Consider the following 22,752-nt stretch of genomic DNA (forward strand, 5'->3'; position numbering starts at 1 on the left):
TCAGCGGTCCTTTCGGGGTTGGGTCGGGTCGAGTTGGGAGACGACGTTCACGAGGTCGTCGGCACGTAGGTCGTCGATGCGCAGGCAGGGTCCGCCCAGGGCCGTCGCGATGTCGTTGGCCCTGGACAGTTGGATGCCGCGGGGGTCCTCAGTATCGATGACGACCCAGCTGAGACGCCGGTCGGCGCCGATCTCGTCCGCCACTTTGAGGGCTTCGTCGGTGGCGCGGGAGTTGGGTTTGCCGTCCAGGCCGACGTTGCTGCGTCCGTCGGTGACGAGCACCAACAGCGGACGCAGACCGGGGTCCTTGAGCAGCAGGGGCCGGACGACCTCGCAGGCCGTTACGAGCCCAGCCGCCAGAGGAGTGCGACCGCCGACGGGAAGCTCGGCCAGGCCGCGTTGGGCCACCTCCACCGAGGAGGTCACCGGGACGAGCACCTCGGCCCGGTCGCGGCGGAAACCGATGAGGCAGACCCGGTCACGCTTGACGTAGGCGTCGAGCAGCAGGGAGAGGATAGCCCCCTTGGAGGCGGTCATCCGGCCCCGTGACCCCATCGACCCGGAGGCGTCGACGACGAGGGTGACGCAGGAGGCCGACCGTCCGGTCCTCACCTTGGCCCGCCAGTCACCCGGCTCGACGTGGACCGCCATCGCGGGACGACTCGGGTCGGCTCGGCGTGACCTCTGGTGCACCGCGGCGGCACGCAGGGTGGCGTCCAGGGCAAGGTCGTCGGGGACGGTCGTGGGGCGGGCCGAGATGTAACGACCGCGTCGATCCTTGCTGCGGGTACGCAGGCGTCGTCCGGAGGCGCGGCGCGCCAGACGATCTTGACCGGGTTCCAGAGGCCGAATGGCGAAAGGATCCCCGACGGCAGCGACCTGTTCCCCGGGGTTGGGTTGTTGGTTCGTCTGGTCGGTCTGGTCATCAGGATCTGCGTGGTCATCGCGTTGTTGATCGTCCTGACTGCCGGGTGGCGGAGCAGCATCCTCGTTCTGAAACCGGTTTTCCACGTCGTCATTGGGATCCCGGTCGGGCTGGTCAGACTGGTGATCAGGTTGGTTGGGCTGTTGGTCCTCGGACTGCTCCTGCTGTTGCGGCTCGGGTGGCCGAGTAGGGGCCGACGGGGTTTCGTCGCGGCGACGATGCCGCAGCACCATCTCGCTGACCGCCAACACGTCGTCCTCGGTGGCGATCCCGCGACCGGCCAGAGCGGCATGAGCGCGGGTGGCCTCGGCCATGACGATGTCGGCCCGGTGACCGGCGACGTGGTTGTGTCGACACAGCGAGCCGATGAGCTCGGTGACGGTGCGGTTCAGCGCGATCTGGTCGACGATGCGCTGCGCCCTGCCGATGGCCGCGGCCTGGCGTTCCTGGTCGTCCTGCCAACGGCGTGCGAACCCACTCGGGTCGGCGTCGTGGTCGAGCCGACGCCGGATGATCTCGGCGCGAGTGTCCGGGTCCGACTCGCCGTGCACCTCGACGCACAGTCCGAACCGGTCCAGCAACTGGGGGCGCAGAGCACCTTCCTCCGGGTTCATGGTCCCGACCAGGACGAATCGGCTGGCCAGGGTGGCCGTCAGGCCCTCCCGCTCCACCCGGAACGTACCGGCGCACGCGTCGATGACGAGGTCGACGAGGTGGTCGTCGAGGAGGTTGACCTCGTCGACGTAGAGCACCCCGCCGTCGACCTCGCTCAGCAGGCCCGGCTGGAGTACTGGCCGGCCCGACGTCAGGGTGGCCTCCAGGTCGAGTCCTCCGACGAGACGATCCTCGGTGGCGCCCAGGGCCAACGTCCTCATCACCTGACTCGGCAGCAGCTCTGCCAGACCACGGACCACCGTCGACTTGGCCGTCCCCTTCTCACCACTGAGGACGACCCCGCCGATACGGGGGTTGACCGCGCACAACAGCAGGGCAAGTTTCGTCTCGTCCTGTCTGACGATGGCGGTGAAAGGGTAGGTCATCAGGCCAACCCCAGCCCGGCCAGGTCGAGCCCACCATCAGCGGTCACGGACGCAGAGCGCGTCGCAGCGGCGGACGGGTGCGGGTCGTCGGAGACCTCCTCGATGGTCCCCTCGATGTCGGCGTAGGTGTCCTGCAACTCCTCGACGGTGCCCGGGTCGGCCTGCCAGATGTTGCGCTGGGCGGCGTCAAGGAGCTTGTCCACGATGTTGTGCAGGGCGTGCGGGTTGACCTCGTGGAACCACTCCTGCATCGCCGGGTCGAGGGCATAACGACGCGCCACCTTCTCCCACAGGCCGTCGTCGACGACGTCGGCGGTGGCGTCCCAGCCGATGAGGATGTCGAGCACCTTGGACAGGTCCCCGGCCCCTTTGTACCCGTGGCGCTGCAGACCCTCGATCCACGACGGGTTGAGGATTCGGGAGCGCAGGATGATCCGGGCCTCCTGCGTGGTGGTGCGTGTGGCGATCCGGGCGGGATCGGAGGAGTCACCCACGAACGACATCGGTGCCTCGCCGCGCACCGTCGTCGCAGCGGCGATGAGCCCGCCGTAGTAGTTGTAGAAGTCGGTGCAGCTGAGCATGTCGTACTCGCGGGTGTCCTCGTTCTTGACGGTGACGTCCATTCGCGACAACGCAGCGGTGAATCTCTCGGTCTCGACGTCCCCGAACACCCCCTCGCCGTAGGCGTGGGAGGAGGCTGCGATGTAGGCCCGTCCCAGATCGGCCTTGTCCTGCCACGCCTTGGTCTCGATGAGTTCCTCCACACCAGCGCCGTATCCGCCGGGTGGGCAACCGAAGACCCGCAGTGTCGCCTTGCGACGAGCCTGCTCGACGTCGATCCCGCGGGCTGCCATGTCGGCGACGTCGGCCTCGACGTGGGCGCGCAACATGTTGTCGTCGTCGGCCTCCGGCAGGGCGGCGACCATCCGGACCGCCCGGTCGACCATCTCGACGAGGTTGGGGAGGGCGTCCCGGAAGAGCCCCGAGATGCGCGGGGAGACGTCGATGCGAGGGCGCCCCAGCTCGACCGGGTCGATGATCTGCAACCCGCTGACAAGGCCCGATGACTCCCAGATCGGACGCACCCCCATGAGGTACAGGATCTCGGCGATGTCGGCCCCGCCGCTGCGCATGTTGGCCGTCCCCCACACCACGACCCCGACGGTGCGCGGCCAGGGCTGGTCGGGGTGGGCCTCGGCGTACCCGGCGAGCAACTGGTCGGCCAGCTCGACCCCTTCCAGCCATCCGGTTGGTGTCGGCATGGCCTCGGGATCCAGGGAGAAGAAATTCCGACCGGTCGGCAGGATGTGGGCGTTACCCCGGCTGGGTGCCCCCGACGGTCCAGGAGACACGAATCCGCCGTCCAGAGCCGTCATGATCGACTCGATCTCGTCCCGGGTGGCGTCCAGACGCGGCATGAGGTCGGTGATGACCCAGGTGAGGGTCTCGACGACATCCCCGCGTTCGGCGCCGAGTTGTTCGAGACTCATCTGGACCGCCAGGTCTCGGGCTTTGTTGGCGTCGAAGCATCCGCCGTGGTGACAGGCGATGACCGGGGCCAGCAGGTCGACACACTGCTGGTGGGCAGCTTCCATGATCCCGCGTCCGGTCAGGCCATCCGGCAGGTCGGCGGTGACGGTGACCGGCTCGCCAGCCTTCGCGCTGACCTCGTCGAGGCTCGTCCCCCAGGTGTCCAGCACCGCTTCCCGCAGGGACGGCACGTGGCCGTTGGACTGACGGGTCAACTGGGCGACGTACTCCACCTCGGCCGCGGCGGGGTCGTCCTGGCCTGCGACGAGCTGTCCGAGCACGTGCAGACCGTCGGAGATCTCGCGGTCCTGCAGCTCGAGCAGGTGGTGATGGACCTTGTCGAGCAGCTCGACGGGGTCGATGTCGACGTCCTCGGGGGCCAGCCCCAGATCAGTGTCCAGACCGGCCTCCACCACGGCGCCCCACACCTGTTCGGCGACGAGACGGGCGCGCTGCGGGCTTTGTGACTCCGCCCCGGCGTGCTCGCGCAGGATCCGGTCGATCTCGGCGGTGGAGTCGTACAGACCGGCCTGACGCATGGGAGGGGTGAGATGGTCGACAAGAGCGGCGGCGCTGCGTCTCTTGGCCTGGGTGCCCTCGCCGGGGTTGTTGATGATGTACGGGTAGATGTTGACCATCCGGTCCAGGGCGAGCTCCGGGTAGCACTCCTCGGACAGGCCTAGTCCCTTGCCGGGAAGCCATTCCAGGCTGCCGTGGGTGCCGACGTGGATGACGGCGTCGGCCTTGAAGACGTCACGGATCCAGCGGTAGTGGGCCAGGTAGTGGTGCGGGGGAGGCAGCACCGGGTCGTGGATGACGGAATCCGTGATGGCCTCGAAGTTCCCGCGCGGCGGTTGGATCGTCAGCAGCACGTTGCCGTCGAGGTGACCGGCGAAGGAGAACTCGTCGTCGTGGACGAAGAGGGTTCCTGGGTGCGGCCCCCAGTTGCGGTCCATGCACTCCCGCACGGACTCCGGCAGTGTCCGGTACCAGGGGCGGGAAGTATCCAGATCGGCGTGGGCCTCGGAGCGGTCGTGCATCTGTTCGGGAGTGAGCCAGCGCTGGTCGCAGGTCAGGCAGGACAGCAGCACCTGGGCGATGTCGTCGGCATGATCGAACTGCTCCGGGACGTCGTACCCCTCATCGGCCATCCGGATGAGCAGTTGGCGCACTGACTCGAAGGTGTCCAGCCCCGTCGCACAGCCGATGCGGTCGTTGCGTGGCGGGTGGTGGTGGAAGACGATCGCGACCTTGCGCTGGTTGGCCGGGGTGCGGGCCAGGCGAGCCCAGGACAGGGCCAGCTCGGCCATCGCCTCGGGGCGTCCCGGGACGGGGATCATGCGAGGGACGACGGCTCCGGTGAGTTCGTCGACCTCGTCGGCTTCCCGGGTAGCGAGGAACTTGGTGATGAGGGCGCCGTCGAACTCCGGTTGGGCGGCCTGGGTGGCGATGTCCATCGACCCCATGCCTTGGGCAGTGGCCTCCCACGCGGCCCGCGGTGCATAGGAGGTGAGGGCATGCAGCACGCTGACGCCCAGGTTCGGGTAGGCGTTGGCATTAGCAGGGACGCCGGCCGTCATCGACATCCCGTGGACGTCGACGAGGGTGTCGATGACCCGGTTGCCCTTCTCGTCGCGTAGCAGGGTCTCCAAGGTCTGGGTCATACCCATGTTCCCGCGCCGAGAGTCGGGCAGACGCAGGCAGAAGAAGGGGACGGTGTTGGCGTCAAGCTCCTCGACGGCCTCGACGAGGGCTCGGATGTGCGCGGTGTCGTGCTCCAGCCAGTAGCTGCGCGGGAAGGTGATCCCGATGGTGGGACGGTCGGGGTTCAGGTGGTGCTGGTAATCGGCCAGGCTCGTGAACAGGCCGTGACGCGGATGCCAGATTCCCTCGGTGGGGGCACGGACGACCTCGGGGACGGGCACGTTCCCATCCGTCACCCGGTCGACGAGAACTCGTAGCGCCGCCTCGATGTTGTCCGGACCGCTCATTCCCAGCAGACTGATGAGCCCCTTCCAAGTGCCGTCGTCGAGGCCGCTGGCCCATTCCTGGGCGGCGAGCAGGCCGTCGTCGTCACCGGAGGTGGGTTGGATGTGGATCCACGGCAGCGACAGTCCGGAGTCGCGACGGTCCTGCCAGGCCTCGACCAGGTCCGACCACGCCGGGCAGGACCCCGTCCCGCCATGGAAACTCAGTACGACGGCGTCACTGCGAGCGGCTGCTCGAGCAAAGGCGCGGGACAGCTCCGGATCGATGAGTTGCTCCTTGGTGCGGCCGAAGAGGGTGACGTCGAGGCCGTCAGCCCTCATCCGTGAGAGCGCCTGGCTGACGAGGGTGAGTTCGCCTCCGGTGGCTGAGAAGAAACACAGGGTGGTCATGATGCGGTCTCCAGACGGGCGAGGGTGTCGTCGATGAGGCAGGTGAGTGGGGTGCGAGCCTGCTCCGGGTCGGCGAGGTTGTTGGCCTCGACACGGGAGGGGCAGTCGCCGGGACAGCGGCCGGCCAGGGCGCAGCGATGGCATGGTCCGCGCAAGGTGTGGACGTCCTGGGAGAAACGGTGTTTGAGGCGGTCCCAGTCAACGTCGTGGACGGTTCCGGCCCGGGATGCCGGGTCCCCGACGGACTGGGAGCAGGGGTAGACGCTGCCGTCCGGGGCCACCGCCATGGATTCCCCGACAGCTGCGTGGCAGTAGGGACGGTTGGACACCGACAGCGGAAGCAGGGTGCGACCGGAGGGGTCGACAGTGGTGGGTGTGTTCGCCGGGGAGCGATGCATAGCAGCCCGGACGGTCTCCAGTTCCCGCCAGACCAGGGGTCTCGCCCGCATCGCGTTGACCTGGGTCAGGCGTCGGTACAGGGCGGTGATCCCTCCGACGACGGCGTCATCGGAGGGGACGAGATCGCCTCTGCCCGCCGCGCTGCCGATCCCCACCAGTGGGTCGAGGCCGAACCCGGTGACATTGGGCAGTCCCCCCAGGGTGACGGCCAGTTCGTCGAGGTGGTCGATGTTGAGGGCCGAGAGCACCGTCGTCACTCGTACCGGGATGTCGGCTCGGGCCAGGGCGAGCAGACCCCGGAAGGTCGGGGCCGCCGAACCGCGGGCTCTCTCCTGCACCTGCGGTGGACCGTCGACGCTCACCCCGACACGCACATTACGGCGTGTGAACATGGCAATGATCTCGTCGTCGAGGCGTGCTGCGTTGGTCTGGATGCCACAGGTGACCCGTCCACCTCGGATGGCCGCAACTCTCTCGGCGACGTGCTCGATGAGGGAGGGCACCAGGGTGGGCTCACCACCGGCCAACTGCACATGGGCTGGCTGGCCGGTCGTACGAACCCCCTCGGCGAGAAGATCCAGGGAGGCATCGGCGACCTCGGTCGGCATCCGGCCGCCCCGGCGATCCCGGCGGTAACAGTAAGGGCAGGCAAGGTCGCAGGCGGCGGTGGGCCACAGCACGAGATAGCGGACGGTCATGACCGGCTGACCTCCTGTTGACGTCCGACGAGGTGATCATGGAGTTGTGACAGGGTTGGCAGGACGCGGTCATCCACCACCCAGCCACCGTTGGCCACGCTCACCGTGACGCTGACGTCCGCAAGGTCCTGGACCACCCGGTATCCGGATCGTGTCAAGGTGTGATGAGCAAGGTCGGCATCCACCCCTGACCCCACGACCCGCGCCGTGGGGCATCCGTCGTCGGACTGCCAGAAGGTGAGGGTGTGGAGGTCGAAGGTGATCCCCTCGGTGCGGAAGGCCTCCTCGAGAGCGCCGGTACGGGCCAGGTCCTCAGGGGCGCCGATCGTCACGTCAGTGCCATGCCCAGCCACCCACAGGGTGTCGGCGTAACGCATCACCGGCTCGATGTCGTGGCTGCACACCACGACGGCGATGTCCCTCGCCGTGCACACCTCGCGCAGCATTCCGAGCAGGGCGATACGGCCCGGCGGATCGAGGAAGGAGGTTGGCTCGTCGAGCAGCAGGATGGACGGCTCCTGAGCCAGTGCCCGAGCTACCATGACCCGCTGACGCTGTCCGTCCGACAATTCGCCAACGAAGTCCCCAGCCAACTCGGTGGCCCCCACCGCCGCCAAGGACTCGTCGATGACGGCCTGGTCATGGGGCCGCAGCCGACCCCCGATTCCGGAATGGGGGTGACGTCCCAGCGAGACGACATCCCTGGAGGTGAGGCGGGCGACCGAGACCCGGTCCGTCAACACCGTGGAGAGGGTCTGGGCGATCTGACGGCGAGACATCTTTGACGTCGGTGTGCCATTGAGGGACACCTCGCCACCCAGAATGGGCTGCAAGCCGGCCACCGACCGCAGCAGGGTTGACTTGCCGGCCCCGTTGGGGCCGACCAGCCCAATCATTCGACCGGCCTCCACCGATCCCGTCACCCCGGACAACACCGTCGTGACGTGGTGGCCCGAGGTGTAGCCGACGGACAAATCCGTCATGGCAAGACCGATCACGTCGCCTCCGCATCCCGATACCAACGGATGAGGATGACCATGACGACTGGAGCGCCGAACACCGCGTTGACGGCGTTGACGGGCAGCACGTCGTCGCCGGGCAACTGCGCCAGGATGTCGGCCATCAACGCAAGGGAACCGCCGGTGAGGATGCATCCGGGCAGCAGATGACGATGATCGGCTGTCCCCAGTACCCCACGCGTCAGATGTGGGATCGCGATGCCCAGGAAACTGATCGGCCCGCAGAACGCGGTGGCGGCACCGGCGAGGATCGCGGTACTGGCCACCAGCAGGGTGCGCACCGCCTTGAGGTTCATTCCCATCGTCTGGGCGTAGCGTTCCCCCAACAACAAGGCGTTGAGTGGCTTGGCGAGCAGCAGGCTGGCCAGGATCATGACCACCATGATCGGCACCATGACTCGTAGGTTCTGCCACGTCACGCCGTGGTAGCTGCCGAACTGCCAGCGGGTGTACTGGGCGATGAGCTCCGGACTGGCTCGCGACAACAGCACGGTGACCCCCGACGACACGAAGTACCCGATCATGACGCCGAGCAGCAGCAGGATCGTCGAGGAGTGGACGAATCGGCCGGCCAGCATGACGATGAACAGCACGACTGCCGCCCCCAGCGCGGCTGCCACCATGATCAACAGATCGGGACCTATGCCCAGTCCGGAGGCGAAGGTTGCCGCACCCGCCGACGACGCCGTGCCGAGCACGACGAGGGCGACGCCGAGGCTGGCACCCGAGGAGATGCCGAGCACATAAGGATCAGCCAGCGGGTTGCGGAACAGGGTCTGCATCTCCAGGCCAGCAATCCCCAGGGCCGCCCCGACCAGCAGGGCGGTGATGGTGCGTGGCTCCCGGACGTCCTGGACGATCGTCAGGGACACCGGGTCGACGCCGGTACCCCCGGTGACGATCGTCATGACGTCACCGATGGGAGTGTTCACCGATCCCAGGGCCAGCCCGGCCATCGCCACCAGGATGAAGATCACCCCGAGGATCGCGAAGCGGACGGGCAGCGGCAGTCCACGCCGCCGTTGCGTCGCCCGGTTTGCTGCGGTCACTTGGTCGGGGCCTTCTTGTAGAAGGTGAACTCATGGTTCGGACTGAGCTCAGGGTGCAGGATGGCGGACAGGTCTGCCAGCACCAGATCAGGACGGACGACGCCGGTCTGCCAGTAGTCGTTGCCGTGCTTCGGGTCGGCACGCAGGACGGCGTTCCAGACGGTGCCGGTGCGTACCGCCTTGAGGGCCTTCATGCGCGGGTCGTCCTTGACGATGGTCGGGATGGAGGCCTTCTGCGACTCATTGATCTGGCCATCGATCCAGAAGTCGGCGTCATGGGCCCTTTTGAGGACCGTCTCGGTGTCCAGCTTCGACGAGACCACGCCGTGGACGTCCTTGAAGACGTACTCACCGCCAGCGTCACGCAGGAACTGGATGGAGTAGTTCTCGTTGGACTTGATGTACCAGACCCCCTTGAACTGGGAGCCGTAGAGCACGATGGGTCGCGTCTTGACCTTGGAGGTGAGCTGGGCCGTCTCGTGGTACTTCTTGGCGATCTCGTCGTACTTCTCATTGGCGACCTTCTCCGCATTGACAAAGAGGGCGTCGTACTTGATCCACTCGGCCCGTCCCAGCGGGGTGTTCTCGAGGAAGTCGGGCTCGGCGACGACCGGTGTGCCCATCTCCCTGACCTTGGCAAACTTGCTGGGGTCGTCGTGGCCGCTGATGATGAACAGATCAGGACGTAGGGCGGCCAGCTTCTCGGTGTTGACCTCAGTGGTGCCGTCCCCGACGCCGAAGTCAGCGACATGAGCGTCCTTGAGGGCCTGACGGGTCTTTGGGTCACCGACCATGTCCACGCTGGCCATTCCGATCACGGCGTCCAGCTTGTTCATCATCTGGAACTTCATCGGCTCGGTCGTTGATCCAAGAGCAACCCTGGTGGTGGGGACGGTGATCTTCTGCGCTTTGGCGAGGTCACCGTTCAGCTTCGGCTGCGGAGCGCCGCACTGCACCAGGACGTACTTGGTCTCCTTGGACGAGGTACTCGACGGGTTCTTGACCGTCACCACCTTGTAGGACTTGTGGTAGGTGACGGTGAGGCCGCGGGCGTCGCTGAAGGTCGCCTTGTCGGGGAAGTAGTCCTTCGAGGAGTCGAAGTCCTTGATGCAGCCGGGCATGCTGTCGCCGGTGTTGGCGGAGGAGGATGTCGTTGGCCTGTCGCCTGAAGTGGTCCTGTCCTCGGAGCCCGAACATCCTGCCAGTGCGAGGCTGGGGGCAACGAGGAGGGTGATGAGGGCCGAGATCCTTCTCGGCGTAGTCTTCGTCTTCGGAGTACTCACGCGGTTCTCCCTGCGGTCATGCCGCAGGACTCACGGTGGCACCCGCGTCGTGTGCCCGGCAGACTCCTACGGCGAGAGTCGTTACTTGCCACTCCGTAGGGAGTCGACCGGACTGAGCTGTGAGGCATCACCGTTGCGCGACAGTGTCGGATTCCCACCGACTTCGCTCACTAAGGAGTACCCCGGACCGAGTCCGATTCGAGGCAATCGCACATTAACACCCCGTGTCAACGGCGGTGAGCAAGGGGTATGACACACGGAGCTGCCAAGAATTGGCCCAAAATCACGATGGTGACGTCACCATCGCGATTTCTTGGCAGCTCCGTGTGGTAATCCTCAGGTATCGAGTCCTCAGGATCCCGATGCGAGCCGACCGATGACCTCCCACGGCCGATGCGGGGCCACCACACCGTGTAGCTCCTCGACGTCGCCCCGATCACAGGCCAGTTCGAGGCAGGTCGAGGGCCCTCCGGAGCGAGCCAGGTCAACCTCCACGTCCCGAAACTCGGCCCGTAACCCCGCGGTGGAGGCGAGCTGTGCGGCCTCCCACGCCACCCCGTGTGAACCCACCGGGACGCAGTCGTGAACCTTCCCGGAGGCCACCAGGTCTCGCACCTCCGCGAGTGGCACGATCTCGCGCCGGCCAGGGGCGACGTCGTCATCAGGGGCCGAGACGGGAGTCCCGACGCAGACCAGCACGTCACCGTCATGGGCCCGGGGGAGTTCTCCCTCTGGCATGACGCCGATGACTGTCACGCCAATCCCGGTCTGGGTCGTCGCGACGTTGTCCTCCGTCGAGCCCGTGACCGCCGTGGGGTCAATCCCGACGGCGGCCGCGCAGCGTCGGAACTCCTCGATCATGGGCTGGGCTGACTCCCAGTCCTGGCACAGGGTGTTGACGAGGACGAGAGGACGCGCACCGGCGCACATCACCTCCAGGAGGGGTACCCGCGCTCCCAGATGAGCGCACCACACCGGGTCAGCTGGGTAGGAGTCGTCAGGACGCGGGCCGATCCCACCGATGGTGTCACAGGCGATGACCAGACGAGAAGCCGGGACATCAGCCACCAGCAGGTCACGCAGCCTCGTGACGGGTAGGGGGGATGAGGGGAGATGGTTCGGGGCGGTCACGGTGTCATTCAACCGCGACCGCCCCGAAGTTGCACTGGAAGGACGTCATGACGTCAGCACGTCACGGCAGGATGTCCTCGTAGTAGGTATTGCGCAGCAGGACCGACAACAGTCGACCACCGGGCAGGTGCCCGTCGTTGAGTGTCTTGGCGGAGGCCAGCAGAGAACGGATGTCGTATTGAGCAGGCCATGTCGGTGGGATGTCGCGGTCGAGGTTGAGCAGCCCGTAGACAGCCATCATGGCGGTACGAGCCGATCCTTCGACGGTGAAGATGCAGTCGTCCGGGGTTTCGACGAACTGGCCCAGGCAGGCCAGGTTGACGCAACCGTCCGGGATGACCTCCGGGCGATCTCCCTTGCCACGAGGCATGAAGAAGGCTGTGATCCACGGCATCGTCGCAATGCGAACCTTGGTGCGAGCCTTGATCTCCTCGAACTGGTCGAGCAGACCGAAGTGATAGCAGTACTCCTTGAGCAGTTCCTCTCCGGTGCACTCCAGCATCGGCTTCTTGACGATGTCGCCCTTCTCGAACGGGTACAGGCCGTAGGCCCAGGCGACGCCCCAGTCCTTCGGCTGATCGTGGAACTGTGGCTGACGGTTCATCGTCAGCGAGATGCACCACGACGAGTCCTCGGCGGTGATGATGCCGCCGGTGACCGTGCGTCCGGACAGTGGATCGTTGCCCGTCAGTTCCCTGATCTTCTGGAGGAATGGATGGTCCTCACCGATGAAGTTGAAGCTGATCGACTGCCACACCGTCTTGTCGGCGTCGCTGCAGAAGACGTCGGGACGACCGAACACGGCGGAACGACGGACCAGGTTGCGCCACAGCTCCCAGCCGGCGACCTCGTCCTTGTTGTAGGGGGCGGGGTGGTCCATGTCGCCGTAGCCGGTGCACTCGGTCAGTGAACCGTTCGTGACGAAGACGAGGTCCTTCGGGGTCATGTCGATGCGATGTTCGCCGCCCTCCTTGTCGCGCCACAGAATGCCTCGGGCGACCTTGCGGTGAGCAGTGATCTCCAGGTCGACGTCGTAGACCAAGGTGTCGTACTGGAACTTCACGCCGCGCTCGGTCAGCCACTTCATGAGCGGGACGACGAAGGAGTCGTACTGGTTGTAGCGGCTGAACCGCAGGCAGGAGAGGTCCGAGAATCCGGGCAGCAGGTGGAGGAAGCGGTGCATGTAGCGCTTGAACTCGGTCAGGGACTGCCACTGCTCGAAGGCGAACATCGTCTTCCACAGTGTGTAGAAGGTGGAGTGCAGGAAGTCTTCGTCGAACCAGTCCTCGATGGACTTGTAGTAAGTGTCGGACTCCTTGGCCAGCAGCAGCTTTAGGACGGCGAGCTGGCCTTTCTTGTTGATGCCCATCTTGTAGGCCGAACGTTTCTGGCCCTGGTTGTTGATGATGCGGCAGTGGTTGACGTTCGGATCGTTCTCGTTGACGATCCGGAACTCGTCCATGACGCTGTAGGGCTCGGGCATCTCGAGGGCCGGGATGTCCTTCATGACGTCCCAGAAGCACTCGAAGTGTTGCTCCATCTCACGACCGCCACGGGCGATGAAGCCCTTCTCGGTGTCGCCGTCGCCGTCGAAGGCGCCGCCGGGCTGGTGGAGCTCCTCGAGGATCGTGATGTTCTCGGCAGGCATCTTGGCGTCACGGATGAGGAAGACGGCTGCCGTCAGTGCAGCGATACCAGAGCCGACCAGGTATGCCTTGCGCTCAGCGATGTCGTCCGGGGGCACCGGGTGGTTCATGGTGTAACGACCGAGGTCGTTGTGAACGAACGAGTTGCCATCCGGGCTGACCGGGAAGCTGCGCTGATAAATCTTTTGGCAGTTCGTCATGATTCACTCCTCATACGACTTCGCCGGAAGTTCTCCGGTGAACTTCGACTAGCCTCACGATAGCGCCGGAAGGGTGTGATGGAATGCCCTCTTTTTGAGACTTTCGTAAGAGTTTTCTTGAGCGTTCTTCGTCGTCGGGACTCGGGGTGCAGTGCCTTGTCGCAGTCGGGTGCCATACTTATCGCTGGACACGGGGTGCGCCGTATCGGCGCTGAGATCACACCCGTGGAACCTGATCTAGTTCGTACTGGCGAAGGGATGTCCGAGATGGCTTCTTCCACCCCCAGAAACCCGTCGCAGGGCTCAGTCCCGCGCGTCCTCTCCATCGCGGGAACGGATCCCTCCGGGGGTGCCGGCACTGCTGCCGACACCAAGTCCATCACCGCGGCCGGTGGGTACGCGATGGCCGTCGTCACCGCCCTGGTTGCCCAGAACACTCAAGGGGTGCGCGCGATCCACACCCCACCCACCGAGTTCCTGAGGCAGCAGTTGGCGGCAGTCAGCGATGACGTGGCGATCGACGCCGTCAAGACCGGCATGCTCGGAACGGTCGAGATCATCGACACGGTCGCCAGATTCCTCGACGAGCACCGCCCGCCCGTTGTCGTCGTCGATCCGGTCATGGTCGCCACCAGCGGAGACCGGCTCCTCGCCCCTGACGCCGAGGCTGCCATGCGCGAGTTCTGTCGCCGGGCAACCGTCGTCACCCCGAACATTCCCGAGCTCGCAGTGCTGTGCGAGACCGGACCGGCGAAGGGCGCCGAGGAAGCCCTGGAACAGGCGCGCGGCTGGGCCAAGGAGACCGGGGTCGCCGTCGTCGTCAAGACCGGCCATCTCGACTCCCGGCGTGTCGACAACATCTGGGTGGGCTCGGAAGGGACGACGTACACCGCGCAGAGCACCCGGGTGGAGACGACGAACACCCACGGCACCGGATGCTCGCTCTCCTCGGCTCTGGCGACCCGGCTGGGTGCAGGGGATGCTCCCGGCGAGGCCCTGGGATGGGTCACCGACTGGTTGCACGAGGCGATTCTGCACGGGTCAGAGCTGAAGGTTGGCCGGGGACACGGTCCGGTCGACCACTCCCACCGGGCACGACGGCTGTCCGCCGATGCCTCGGCGGTGGCTTGGTTCGGGCCGATCGAGCCGCTGGAGTCTCCCAAGGCCCTCGTCGGTTCGGCGGGGTCAGCACCCACTGCTGCGGTGGACCCGGTTGGTCCGTGGACGACGGCCCTGTGGCAGGCCAGCGCGGATCTGGCCCGTCAGATCCAGGGATCGGACTTCGTCGCTGCCCTCGTCGATGGCACCTTAACGGGTCACGCCTTCAACTTCTACCTCGGTCAGGACGCCCGATATCTGGCCTGCTATTCACGAGCCCTGGCCGCTCTGGCTGCTCGCGCCGTCGACCCGCAGGACGCGGCGTGGTGGGCGCAGTCGTCCGAGACCTGCATCGTCGAGGAGGCTGCCCTGCACCGCACCTGGTTGGAGGGACGCGATCAGGCTCCGGCCGGCCCGGTGACGACGGCGTACACGAATTTCCTGCTGGCACACACTCTGGGTGACGACTACGTCGTCGGGGTGGCGTCCGTCCTGCCCTGCTTCTGGCTGTATGCCCAGGTGGGAGCCGGGTTGCCGCAGGTTCCGGAAGGCCATCCCTATGCGTTGTGGCTCGACACCTACCGGGCCCCGGGGTTTGTCGAGGCTACCTCGCACACCCTCGTCGTCGTGGAGAAGGCCTTCGAACAAGCTGGTCCGACTGCTCGGGCACGTGCTGCCCATGCCTATCTGACGGCCTGTCGTCATGAGTTGGAGTTCTTCGACCAGGCGATGCGTGTCTGAGCCGCCATCGCCCCGCTCCAGACCGCACCATCCACACTTGTTCAAGGACTTGCCCTCATGACCACGGCAACATCACTGCCCACCGTTCCGAACACCTCGTCGAAGGGGACGATGCCACCCGAAGGACGGGCCGCTCTGCGGGCCGGCGTCGTCGGCAACTGGATTGACAACATTCACGTCTTCCTACCCCTGACGGCCCTCGCCCCCGCGATGGTGGTGCTCGCCGGCCCCTCGGCCAGCGCCTCCGTCGGCGCCCTCGTCGTCATCGCCATGCTGCTGGGACGTCCCCTCGGCGGGATGATCTTCGGACGGATCTCCGACCGGCTGGGACGCACCCGTACCACCCGCCTGGCCATTGCCGGCACCGCGACCTGCGCCGGGCTCATCGCCGTCATGCCCACCCACCAGCTCATCGGGCCGTGGACGATCGGGCTCATCCTGCTGCTGCGATTCCTGGGCGGGATCTTCGTCGCCGGTGAGTACTCCGCCGCCATCCCGCTGGCGATGGAATGGTCATCTCCCAAGAAACGCGGCTTGGCGTCCGGGGTCATCCTGTCGATGGCTCCCTGGGCCCAGGCGTCAATCGCCTTCGCCGTCGCCGTCATGCTGGCCGCTCTCGGGCCGGACCGCTACGCCGCATGGGGATGGCGCATCCTCTTCGTCATCGGTGCTGCGATGAGCATCGGGATGATCATCTATTATTCCCGGCGGGTCTGCGACGCTCCTCTCCTCCACCGCACCCATGATTCCAGGGATGCCTGGAAGACCCCGACTCCCGGTGTGCGTGAGGTCATCGCCGGGGCGTGGGCGCCGGCCTTCTGGCAGGTCTTCACCCTCATGACGGGGCTGTGGCTGCTCACCGACACCACCGTGCTGATCCTCACCGCGCGACTGCGCACCGACGCCGGGCTGACGGCTACGGCGACCTCCTGGGTGATGGGAGTCGCCTCCGTTGGTCAGGCGATCTTCATGGCGCTGGCCGGGCACTGGTCCACGAGGGTGGGACGACGCCGTCTGCTGGTGTGCTGGGGAATCAGTGCCGCGGTGCTCGGCCCGCTGCTGTGGTGGGGAGCGATCAGTTCCGCATCAGCAGGCAGGGCAGCCGTCTTCGCCGTCGCCCTCCAGGTGGCGACGGTGTCGGCCTACGGTCCCATCTCGGCCTACCTGTCTGAGAGGTTCCCCACCGAGGTGCGCTCCACCGGCTACGGCATGGGGTACAGCCTGTCCCTCATCCTGCCGGCGCTGTACCCGTTCTACCTGCCGGGGCTGGAGGGCGTGTTCGGGCATCTCGGGGCAGTGCTCGTGCTCGTCGTCCTCGGTGGTTTGCTGGTAGTGCTCGGTGCCGTCCTCGGCCCGCGGCTGTCGGGGGCTGACATCGACGCTGACATCGACGAGGTGGCGAGGGTGGCATGACGATTGACGAGGTGGTGGCGGCTGCTCGACGCAATCCGCCCATGGTTCACTGCCTCACCGCGACGGTGAGTATGTCCTTGGTGGCCGATGGCCTGTTGGCGGCGGGGTTGCGTCCGATGATGACGGAGACCCTCGAGGAGGCCCCGGTCGTCGTCACGGCCGCCGACGCCCTGTCGGTCAACCTGGGCACCCTGTCGACCGATGGCATGGTCGGCATCCCCGCCACCGTCGCCGCTCGTCCTGACGGCGTCCCGTGGGTCCTCGACCCGACGGCGATCGGGCTGGCGCCGGTGCGTACCCGGATGGCTCGCGACTTCCTGGACGAGGGACCTGACGTCGTCAAGGGGAATGCCTCCGAGATCCTCGCCCTCGTGGGAGGACGAGGGGGACGCGGAGCCGACTCGGCGGATGCCCCCGAGCACGCCGTCGACGCAGCTGTCGAGGTGGCGCGACGGACCGGGGGAGTCGTCGTGGTGTCGGGGCCGACGGATGTCGTCGTCACCACCGATGGGGTGGCCGAGAAGATCTCCAGAGGCCATCCGTTCATGGCCCGGGTGACCGGGACCGGCTGCCTACTGGGCGCGTTGACCGCGGGGTGCCTGGTGGCCACCGATGATCCGGTGCAGGCCGCCGTGACGGCCGTGACCTGGTTCGACGTCGCCGGTGAGGTCGCGGCGGCCCGTGCCGGCGGACCCGGTACTTTTCGTGTGCAACTGCTCGACGCCCTCGACGAGGTCGCGAGAACCGGAGTGGAGGAGACGAGATGACCCTGGACCTGCGCTGTTACCTGGTGACCTCGGGAACCGACCGTCACACCGTCGAGACGGCTGCGTTGGCTGCTGGGGCAGGCGCCGGCATCGTCCAGGTGAGAGCCAAGACCCTGGCGACCCGAGACCTCTTGTCGCTGGTTCTCCAGGTCGGCGAGGCGGTGCGTCGTGCGAACCCGGAGACGCGGGTTGTCGTCGATGATCGAGCCGACGTCGCCTGGGCGGCGATGCGCGCCCGCGGTAACGTCCACGGGGTGCATCTGGGGGTCGAGGACCTTCCGGTACGTGACGCCAGGGCCATGCTCGGGCCCGACGCCATCGTGGGTTACACCACCGGAACCCTGGACCTGGTGAGGTCGGCCGAGCCCCTCGCGGACGCCCTGGACTACCTGGGTGCCGGGCCTTTCCGACCCACCCCGACGAAGGACTCCGGACGCCCACCGCTGGGGGTGGAGGGGTACCCGGCCCTGGTGCAGGCGAGCTCTCGGCCCGTCGTCGCCATCGGGGACGTCCAGGTTGACGACGTGGCTGCGCTGGCGACAACCGGCATCGCAGGGGTTGCCATGGTGCGCGCCGTGATGGCCGCTGACGATCCCGCCGCGGTGGTCGCGCAGGCCATCGCGGCCTTCGATCGTGGCCGGGAGGGCTGATTCCCCTGAGCCGAACGGTGACGCACGTCACACTTTCTGAACCGTTCGGGACTCGCCTGTTAGCAAATCGTTAGGATCCCGCTCACCCCCGTATGGGATCCGTAGGGGAGCGCGACAACCCGCTTACGACACGATTTCGATGGTTCCTGGTGCCAAAACCGGCACTCCGGAAACCCCGGGTCATCGTCAAGGAGCCTTGTCATGCTGGACGTTATCTGGCTGCTCGGTGTCGTCGTCCTCTTCCTCCTACTCGCCCTGTGCGTGAAGGGGGTCGACGCGCTGTGACCGTCCTCAACATCGTCGCGGCCATTCTCGGCATTGCCGCTGTCGTGTACCTCGTGATCGCCCTCATCCGTCCGGAGCGTTTCTGATGACGTGGTTCTACTTCTTGGCGAGCCTTGCTCTTCTCGCCCTCGCGCTCGGGATCGCCCAGCATCACCTGGGCTCCTACATGGCCCGTGTCTTCACCTCTGACAAGGACACCAAGGTCGAGGCCTTCTGCTACCGCATCATGGGCGTCGACCCCCGTGCCGGACAGACGTGGAAGTCCTACGCCCGCTCGGTGCTGGCCTTCAGCTTCTGCGGTGTCGTCCTCCTCTACGCCCTCCAGCGTCTGCAGTCGTGGCTGCCCTGGTCCATGGACAAGGGGTCGGTGAACCCAGCCGTGGCCTTCAACACCGCGGTCTCCTTCGTCACCAACACCAACTGGCAGGCCTACTCCCCGGAGGCGACCCTGGGGCACTTCGTCCAGCTCGCCGGCCTGTGCGTGCAGAACTTTGTCTCCGCAGCCACCGGCATCGCGGTCGCGATCGCCCTGGTGCGTGGATTCGTCGGACGTGGTGAGCACACCATCGGCAACTTCTGGGTCGATCTCACCCGCACCACCCTTCGCATCCTCATGCCGATCGCCGCTGTGGGAGCCTTCCTGCTCATCGTCGGTGGGGCTGCGCAGAACTTCATCGGCTTCATGCACGTCACCGGCATCGCTGGTGGGGACCAGATCATCCCGGGCGGGCCTGTCGCCTCCCAGGAGGTCATCAAGGAGCTCGGCACCAACGGTGGCGGCTTCTTCAACGGCAACTCATCCCACCCCTTCGAGAACCCCCAGCCGTGGACGAACATGCTGGAGATCTTCCTCATCCTGCTCATCCCATTCTCGCTGCCGCGCACCTTCGGAAAGATGGTCAAGGACGTGCGTCAGGGCCGCGCCATCCTCATCTCAATGATCGTGCTGTTCCTCATCAACCTCTTCGCGATGGCTGCTGCCGAGTTCTCCGGACACGGCACCGCCGGGCGCCTCGCCGGCGCCGCGATGGAGGGCAAGGAGCAGCGCTTCGGCCTGATCCAGTCGGTCCTCTTCGCCAACGCGACGACGATGACCTCCACCGGCGCCGTCAACTCGATGCACGACTCCTACACCGCCATCGGTGGCATGTTCACCATGCTGAACATGATGCTGGGTGAGATCAGCCCTGGCGGCGTCGGATCTGGCCTGTACGGCATGCTCGTCATCGCCGTCATCGCGGTGTTCATCGCTGGACTCCTCGTCGGTCGTACCCCCGAGTACCTCGGCAAGAAGATCGGCCCGCGAGAGATGAAGTTGTCGGCCCTGTACATCCTCGTCATGCCGGCCCTGGTGCTGTGCGGGGTGGCCCTCAGCCTGGCCATCCCCGGTATTCGGGATGGTGTCGTCAACACCTCGATCTCGAACCCGGGTGAGCACGGACTGAGCGAGCTCGTCTACGCCTTCACCTCGGGTGCCAACAACAACGGTTCCGCCTTCGCCGGTCTGGATGCCTCGACGAACTGGCTGTGCGCGGCGATTGGCGTCGCCATGCTGCTCGGTCGCTTCCTGCCGATCATCCTCGCCCTCGCCCTCGCCGGAGCCCTTGCCGAACGCGAGCCTGTCCCGGTCACCGCAGGCACCCTTCCCACCCACAACGCCCTGTTCATCACCCTCGTCGTCTTCACGGCGATCCTCGTCACGGCGCTCGTCTTCTTCCCGGTCCTCACACTGGGACCGCTGGCCGAAGGACTGATCTGATCATGACCGTCATCACCTCGAATTCGCGTTCCCGCGGCCTCACCGGGGCCCAGGTCCGCCAGGCCCTGCCCGGTGCCTTCCGCAAGCTCGACCCGCGTGCCCAGTGGCGCAACCCGGTCATGTTCCTGGTGTGGGTCGGCGCGGCCCTGACGACGATCGTCGCCGTCATGGAGCCGTTCACCCACATCACCGACGGCCGTGTGCCGACCGGATTCTCCGCGGTCATCGCGGTCTGGCTGTGGCTCACCGTGGTCTTCGCCAACCTTGCCGAATCCATCGCCGAGGGCCGCGGCAAGGCCCAGGCCGAGACCCTGAGGAAGACCCGCACCGCCACCAACGCGCTGCGCGTCGATGGTTGGGACGAGAAGAACGATCCCTCGGCCGAGCACACCACGACCACCGAGATCGTCTCCTCGGACCTCAAGTACGGCGACGTCGTCGTCGTGACGGCAGGCCAGACGATCCCCGGAGACGGGGACATCATCTGGGGCATCGCCTCGGTCGACGAGTCGGCCATCACCGGTGAGTCCGCCCCCGTGGTACGTGAGTCCGGCGGCGACCGTTCCGCCGTCACCGGTGGCACGAAGGTGCTCTCCGACCGCATCGTCGTCAAGATCACCTCGAAGCCCGGCCAGTCCTTCGTCGACCGCATGATCGCACTGGTGGAGGGATCCGGACGCCAGAAGACCCCCAACGAGATCGCCCTCAACATCCTGCTGGCGAGCCTGTCGATCGTCTTCGTCATCGTCGCCCTGACCCTGAACCCGATCGCCTCCCTGGCCGCCAGGCCGGTGGGCATCACGGTTCTCGTCGCCCTGTTGGTCTGCCTCATCCCGACCACCATCGGTGCCCTGCTCTCGGCCATCGGTATCGCGGGTATGGACCGCCTGGTGCAGCACAACGTGCTGGCCATGTCGGGCCGAGCCGTCGAGGCCGCCGGTGACGTCACCACCCTGCTGCTCGACAAGACCGGCACCATCACCTACGGAAACCGTCGAGCCAGCGAGTTCATCGCGATGCCCGGCGTCAGTGAGGAGGAGATCCGCGACGTGTCCGCCCGGTCCTCCCTGGCCGACCCGACCCCGGAGGGCACCTCCATCGTCGACCTGGCTCGCGAGCAGGGATTCGACGCCGATGCCTGGGGTGACCAGGGGGAGGTTGTCCCCTTCACCGCTCAGACCAGGATGTCCGGCATCGACCTGCCCGACGGCACCGAGATCCGCAAGGGTGCCGGTTCGGCCGTGCGAGCCTGGCTGACGGAGTCCCACATCGACATGGACATCGACACCCTCGCCCACATGGATCGTCGCGTCGACGCCGTCTCCGAGTCCGGTGGCACCCCGCTCGTCGTCGCAGTGCGCACCCCCGACCATGTCGGCAAGGTCCTCGGCGTCGTCCATCTCAAGGACATCGTCAAGGAAGGCCTGACCGACCGGTTTTCCGAGTTGCGTCGGATGGGCATCCGCACCGTCATGGTGACCGGTGACAACCCGCTGACGGCTGCCGCCATCGCCAAGGAGGCCGGGGTCGACGACTTCCTGGCCGAGGCCACCCCGGAGGACAAGCTCGCCTACATCCGCAAGGAGCAGGAGGGCGGCCGGATGGTCGCAATGACCGGTGACGGCACCAACGACGCCCCGGCCCTGGCCCAGGCGGACGTGGGTGTCGCCATGAACACCGGTACCTCGGCCGCCAAGGAGGCCGGCAACATGGTCGACCTCGACTCCGACCCGACCAAGCTCATCAGCATCGTCGGGATCGGCAAGCAGTTGCTCATCACGCGCGGCGCCCTGACGACCTTCTCCATCGCCAACGACATCGCCAAGTACTTCGCGATCATCCCCGCGATTTTCATGGCGACCTACCCGGGCCTGTCGGCCCTCAACATCATGGGCCTGCACTCCCCGGCGTCTGCGGTGCTCTCGGCGATCATCTTCAACGCGATCATCATCGTCATCCTGGTGCCGCTGGCTCTCAAGGGAGTGTCCTACAAGCCTGCCGGGGCGTCGAAGATTCTCGCCCGGAATCTGCGCATCTATGGCCTGGGCGGAGTTGTCGCGCCATTCATCGGCATCTGGCTGATCGACCTGCTCGTCCGTCTCATTCCCGGTTTCTGATCGGAGCCCATCATGATCATTTCCTCCAGGACTCGTACCCTCCTCGTCGGGCTGCGCTCGATCCTGTTGTTCACCGTCATCGTCGGCGTCGTGTACACCGGCGTCATGACCGGGCTGGGACAGCTCGTCCTTCATCGGCAGGCCAATGGCTCCCAGCTGGAGGTCAACGGCAAGGTGGTCGGCTCGACCCTCATCGGTCAGTCCTTTACCGACAAGGACGGCAAGCCGCTGCCGGAGTACTTCCAGCCGCGCCCGTCGGCCGCCGGTGACAACGGTTACGACGGGTCTTCCTCGGGTGGTTCCAACATGGGGCCTGAGAACCCGGACCTGGCCAAGACCATCAAGGAGCGTCGCAGCCAGGTGGCGACCTTCAACGGGGTGGATGCCGGTAGGGTTCCGGCCGATGCCCTGACGGCGTCGTCCTCTGGTCTGGACCCGCACATCAGCCCCGCCTACGCCGAGATCCAGGTCAGCCGGGTCGCCAAGGCCCGTCACCTCGATCCCAGTGTCGTCCGTGAGATTGTCGCCAACAACACTGACGGACGCCAGCTCGGATTCCTCGGTGCGACTAGGGTCAATGTCGTGACCCTCAATGCCGAACTGGATCGTCAGCACTGACTGACG

Annotated in this window: 16 protein-coding genes, 1 pseudogene and 1 riboswitch; of the genes and pseudogenes, 9 read left to right on the forward strand and 8 right to left on the reverse strand. The window is 66.3% G+C overall.

Going from position 1 to position 22,752, the window contains the following annotated elements; genetic code table 11:
• The 8 genes from AC6I1W_RS03225 to AC6I1W_RS03260 form a co-directional block, all read right to left on the reverse strand.
• Window positions 1-1,965 (reverse strand): magnesium chelatase subunit D family protein, encoded by a 1,965-nt coding sequence (locus AC6I1W_RS03225; RefSeq protein WP_270236584.1) that lies wholly within the window; start codon window positions 1,963-1,965, stop codon window positions 1-3.
• The gene (cobN, locus tag AC6I1W_RS03230; protein ID WP_065672968.1) at window positions 1,965-5,873 is read right to left on the reverse strand and encodes a cobaltochelatase subunit CobN; all 3,909 of its coding nucleotides are present in this window, start codon (window positions 5,871-5,873) and stop codon (window positions 1,965-1,967) included. Before cobN ends, AC6I1W_RS03225 begins: the two co-directional genes overlap by 1 nt.
• Window positions 5,870-6,970 carry a radical SAM/SPASM domain-containing protein gene (locus AC6I1W_RS03235; RefSeq protein ID WP_016666686.1) on the reverse strand — a complete coding sequence of 367 codons (1,101 nt, stop codon included), beginning with the start codon at window positions 6,968-6,970 and terminating at the stop codon, window positions 5,870-5,872. The genes cobN and AC6I1W_RS03235 overlap by 4 nt, the downstream gene beginning before the upstream one ends.
• Complete coding sequence (locus AC6I1W_RS03240; RefSeq protein ID WP_290127160.1) at window positions 6,967-7,953, reverse strand: ABC transporter ATP-binding protein; 987 nt, start codon at window positions 7,951-7,953, stop codon at window positions 6,967-6,969. Before AC6I1W_RS03240 ends, AC6I1W_RS03235 begins: the two co-directional genes overlap by 4 nt.
• A gap of 11 nt (window positions 7,954-7,964) precedes the next feature.
• A complete protein-coding gene (locus AC6I1W_RS03245) occupies window positions 7,965-9,038 on the reverse strand; it encodes a FecCD family ABC transporter permease (RefSeq protein WP_249361144.1) in 1,074 nt (357 codons plus the stop codon).
• The gene (locus tag AC6I1W_RS03250) at window positions 9,035-10,243 is read right to left on the reverse strand and encodes an ABC transporter substrate-binding protein (RefSeq protein WP_290127081.1); all 1,209 of its coding nucleotides are present in this window, start codon (window positions 10,241-10,243) and stop codon (window positions 9,035-9,037) included. The genes AC6I1W_RS03245 and AC6I1W_RS03250 overlap by 4 nt, the downstream gene beginning before the upstream one ends.
• A gap of 429 nt (window positions 10,244-10,672) precedes the next feature.
• Window positions 10,673-11,452 (reverse strand): AIR synthase related protein, encoded by a 780-nt coding sequence (locus AC6I1W_RS03255; protein WP_015583469.1) that lies wholly within the window; start codon window positions 11,450-11,452, stop codon window positions 10,673-10,675.
• Between the two features lie 61 nt (window positions 11,453-11,513).
• Window positions 11,514-13,298 carry an oleate hydratase gene (locus AC6I1W_RS03260; RefSeq protein WP_004810236.1) on the reverse strand — a complete coding sequence of 595 codons (1,785 nt, stop codon included), beginning with the start codon at window positions 13,296-13,298 and terminating at the stop codon, window positions 11,514-11,516.
• Between the two features lie 181 nt (window positions 13,299-13,479).
• Window positions 13,480-13,574, forward strand: a riboswitch (TPP riboswitch).
• On the opposite strand from AC6I1W_RS03260, the gene AC6I1W_RS03265 reads away from it, so the two are divergent.
• The 9 genes and pseudogenes from AC6I1W_RS03265 to kdpC all read left to right on the forward strand — a co-directional run bounded on the left by AC6I1W_RS03265 (window position 13,557) and on the right by kdpC (window position 22,746).
• Window positions 13,557-15,137, forward strand: a complete 1,581-nt coding sequence (locus AC6I1W_RS03265; RefSeq protein WP_004810237.1) for a bifunctional hydroxymethylpyrimidine kinase/phosphomethylpyrimidine kinase — start codon at window positions 13,557-13,559, stop codon at window positions 15,135-15,137. It overlaps the preceding riboswitch by 18 nt.
• A 57-nt stretch (window positions 15,138-15,194) precedes the next feature.
• Window positions 15,195-16,550: an MFS transporter gene (locus AC6I1W_RS03270; RefSeq protein WP_004810238.1), complete on the forward strand. Its 1,356-nt coding sequence runs from the start codon at window positions 15,195-15,197 to the stop codon at window positions 16,548-16,550.
• On the forward strand, window positions 16,547-17,317 hold the full coding sequence (thiM, locus tag AC6I1W_RS03275) for a hydroxyethylthiazole kinase (RefSeq protein WP_004810239.1): 771 nt from the start codon (window positions 16,547-16,549) through the stop codon (window positions 17,315-17,317). The genes AC6I1W_RS03270 and thiM overlap by 4 nt, the downstream gene beginning before the upstream one ends.
• The gene (locus AC6I1W_RS03280) at window positions 17,314-17,967 is read left to right on the forward strand and encodes a thiamine phosphate synthase (RefSeq protein WP_004810240.1); all 654 of its coding nucleotides are present in this window, start codon (window positions 17,314-17,316) and stop codon (window positions 17,965-17,967) included. The genes thiM and AC6I1W_RS03280 overlap by 4 nt, the downstream gene beginning before the upstream one ends.
• Window positions 17,968-18,059: 92 nt before the next feature.
• Window positions 18,060-18,252, forward strand: a pseudogene (locus AC6I1W_RS03285) (hypothetical protein).
• Window positions 18,249-18,338: a K(+)-transporting ATPase subunit F gene (kdpF, locus tag AC6I1W_RS03290; protein WP_015583464.1), complete on the forward strand. Its 90-nt coding sequence runs from the start codon at window positions 18,249-18,251 to the stop codon at window positions 18,336-18,338. The pseudogene AC6I1W_RS03285 and the gene kdpF overlap by 4 nt, the downstream one beginning before the upstream one ends.
• Complete coding sequence (gene kdpA / locus AC6I1W_RS03295; protein WP_004810241.1) at window positions 18,338-20,011, forward strand: potassium-transporting ATPase subunit KdpA; 1,674 nt, start codon at window positions 18,338-18,340, stop codon at window positions 20,009-20,011. The genes kdpF and kdpA overlap by 1 nt, the downstream gene beginning before the upstream one ends.
• A 2-nt stretch (window positions 20,012-20,013) precedes the next feature.
• Window positions 20,014-22,128 (forward strand): potassium-transporting ATPase subunit KdpB, encoded by a 2,115-nt coding sequence (gene kdpB / locus AC6I1W_RS03300; protein ID WP_004810242.1) that lies wholly within the window; start codon window positions 20,014-20,016, stop codon window positions 22,126-22,128.
• Between the two features lie 12 nt (window positions 22,129-22,140).
• Window positions 22,141-22,746, forward strand: coding sequence for a potassium-transporting ATPase subunit KdpC (gene kdpC / locus AC6I1W_RS03305; RefSeq protein ID WP_004810243.1), 606 nt, complete (start codon window positions 22,141-22,143; stop codon window positions 22,744-22,746).
• Window positions 22,747-22,752 lie beyond the last annotated feature (6 nt).

It is taken from the genome of Cutibacterium sp. KB22876 (assembly GCF_059728865.1).

Bases quoted from the DNA above. Each gene is read 5' to 3' on its own strand.
- AC6I1W_RS03225 (WP_270236584.1), bottom strand. From the start codon at position 1,965: ATGACCTACCCTTTCACCGCCATCGTCAGACAGGACGAGACGAAACTT.
- cobN (WP_065672968.1), bottom strand. From the start codon at position 5,873: ATGACCACCCTGTGTTTCTTCTCAGCCACCGGAGGCGAACTCACCCTC.
- AC6I1W_RS03235 (WP_016666686.1), bottom strand. From the start codon at position 6,970: ATGACCGTCCGCTATCTCGTGCTGTGGCCCACCGCCGCCTGCGACCTT.
- AC6I1W_RS03240 (WP_290127160.1), bottom strand. From the start codon at position 7,953: ATGACGGATTTGTCCGTCGGCTACACCTCGGGCCACCACGTCACGACG.
- AC6I1W_RS03260 (WP_004810236.1), bottom strand. From the start codon at position 13,298: ATGACGAACTGCCAAAAGATTTATCAGCGCAGCTTCCCGGTCAGCCCG.
- AC6I1W_RS03265 (WP_004810237.1), top strand. From the start codon at position 13,557: ATGTCCGAGATGGCTTCTTCCACCCCCAGAAACCCGTCGCAGGGCTCA.
- AC6I1W_RS03270 (WP_004810238.1), top strand. From the start codon at position 15,195: ATGACCACGGCAACATCACTGCCCACCGTTCCGAACACCTCGTCGAAG.
- thiM (WP_004810239.1), top strand. From the start codon at position 16,547: ATGACGATTGACGAGGTGGTGGCGGCTGCTCGACGCAATCCGCCCATG.
- AC6I1W_RS03280 (WP_004810240.1), top strand. From the start codon at position 17,314: ATGACCCTGGACCTGCGCTGTTACCTGGTGACCTCGGGAACCGACCGT.
- kdpA (WP_004810241.1), top strand. From the start codon at position 18,338: ATGACGTGGTTCTACTTCTTGGCGAGCCTTGCTCTTCTCGCCCTCGCG.
- kdpB (WP_004810242.1), top strand. From the start codon at position 20,014: ATGACCGTCATCACCTCGAATTCGCGTTCCCGCGGCCTCACCGGGGCC.
- kdpC (WP_004810243.1), top strand. From the start codon at position 22,141: ATGATCATTTCCTCCAGGACTCGTACCCTCCTCGTCGGGCTGCGCTCG.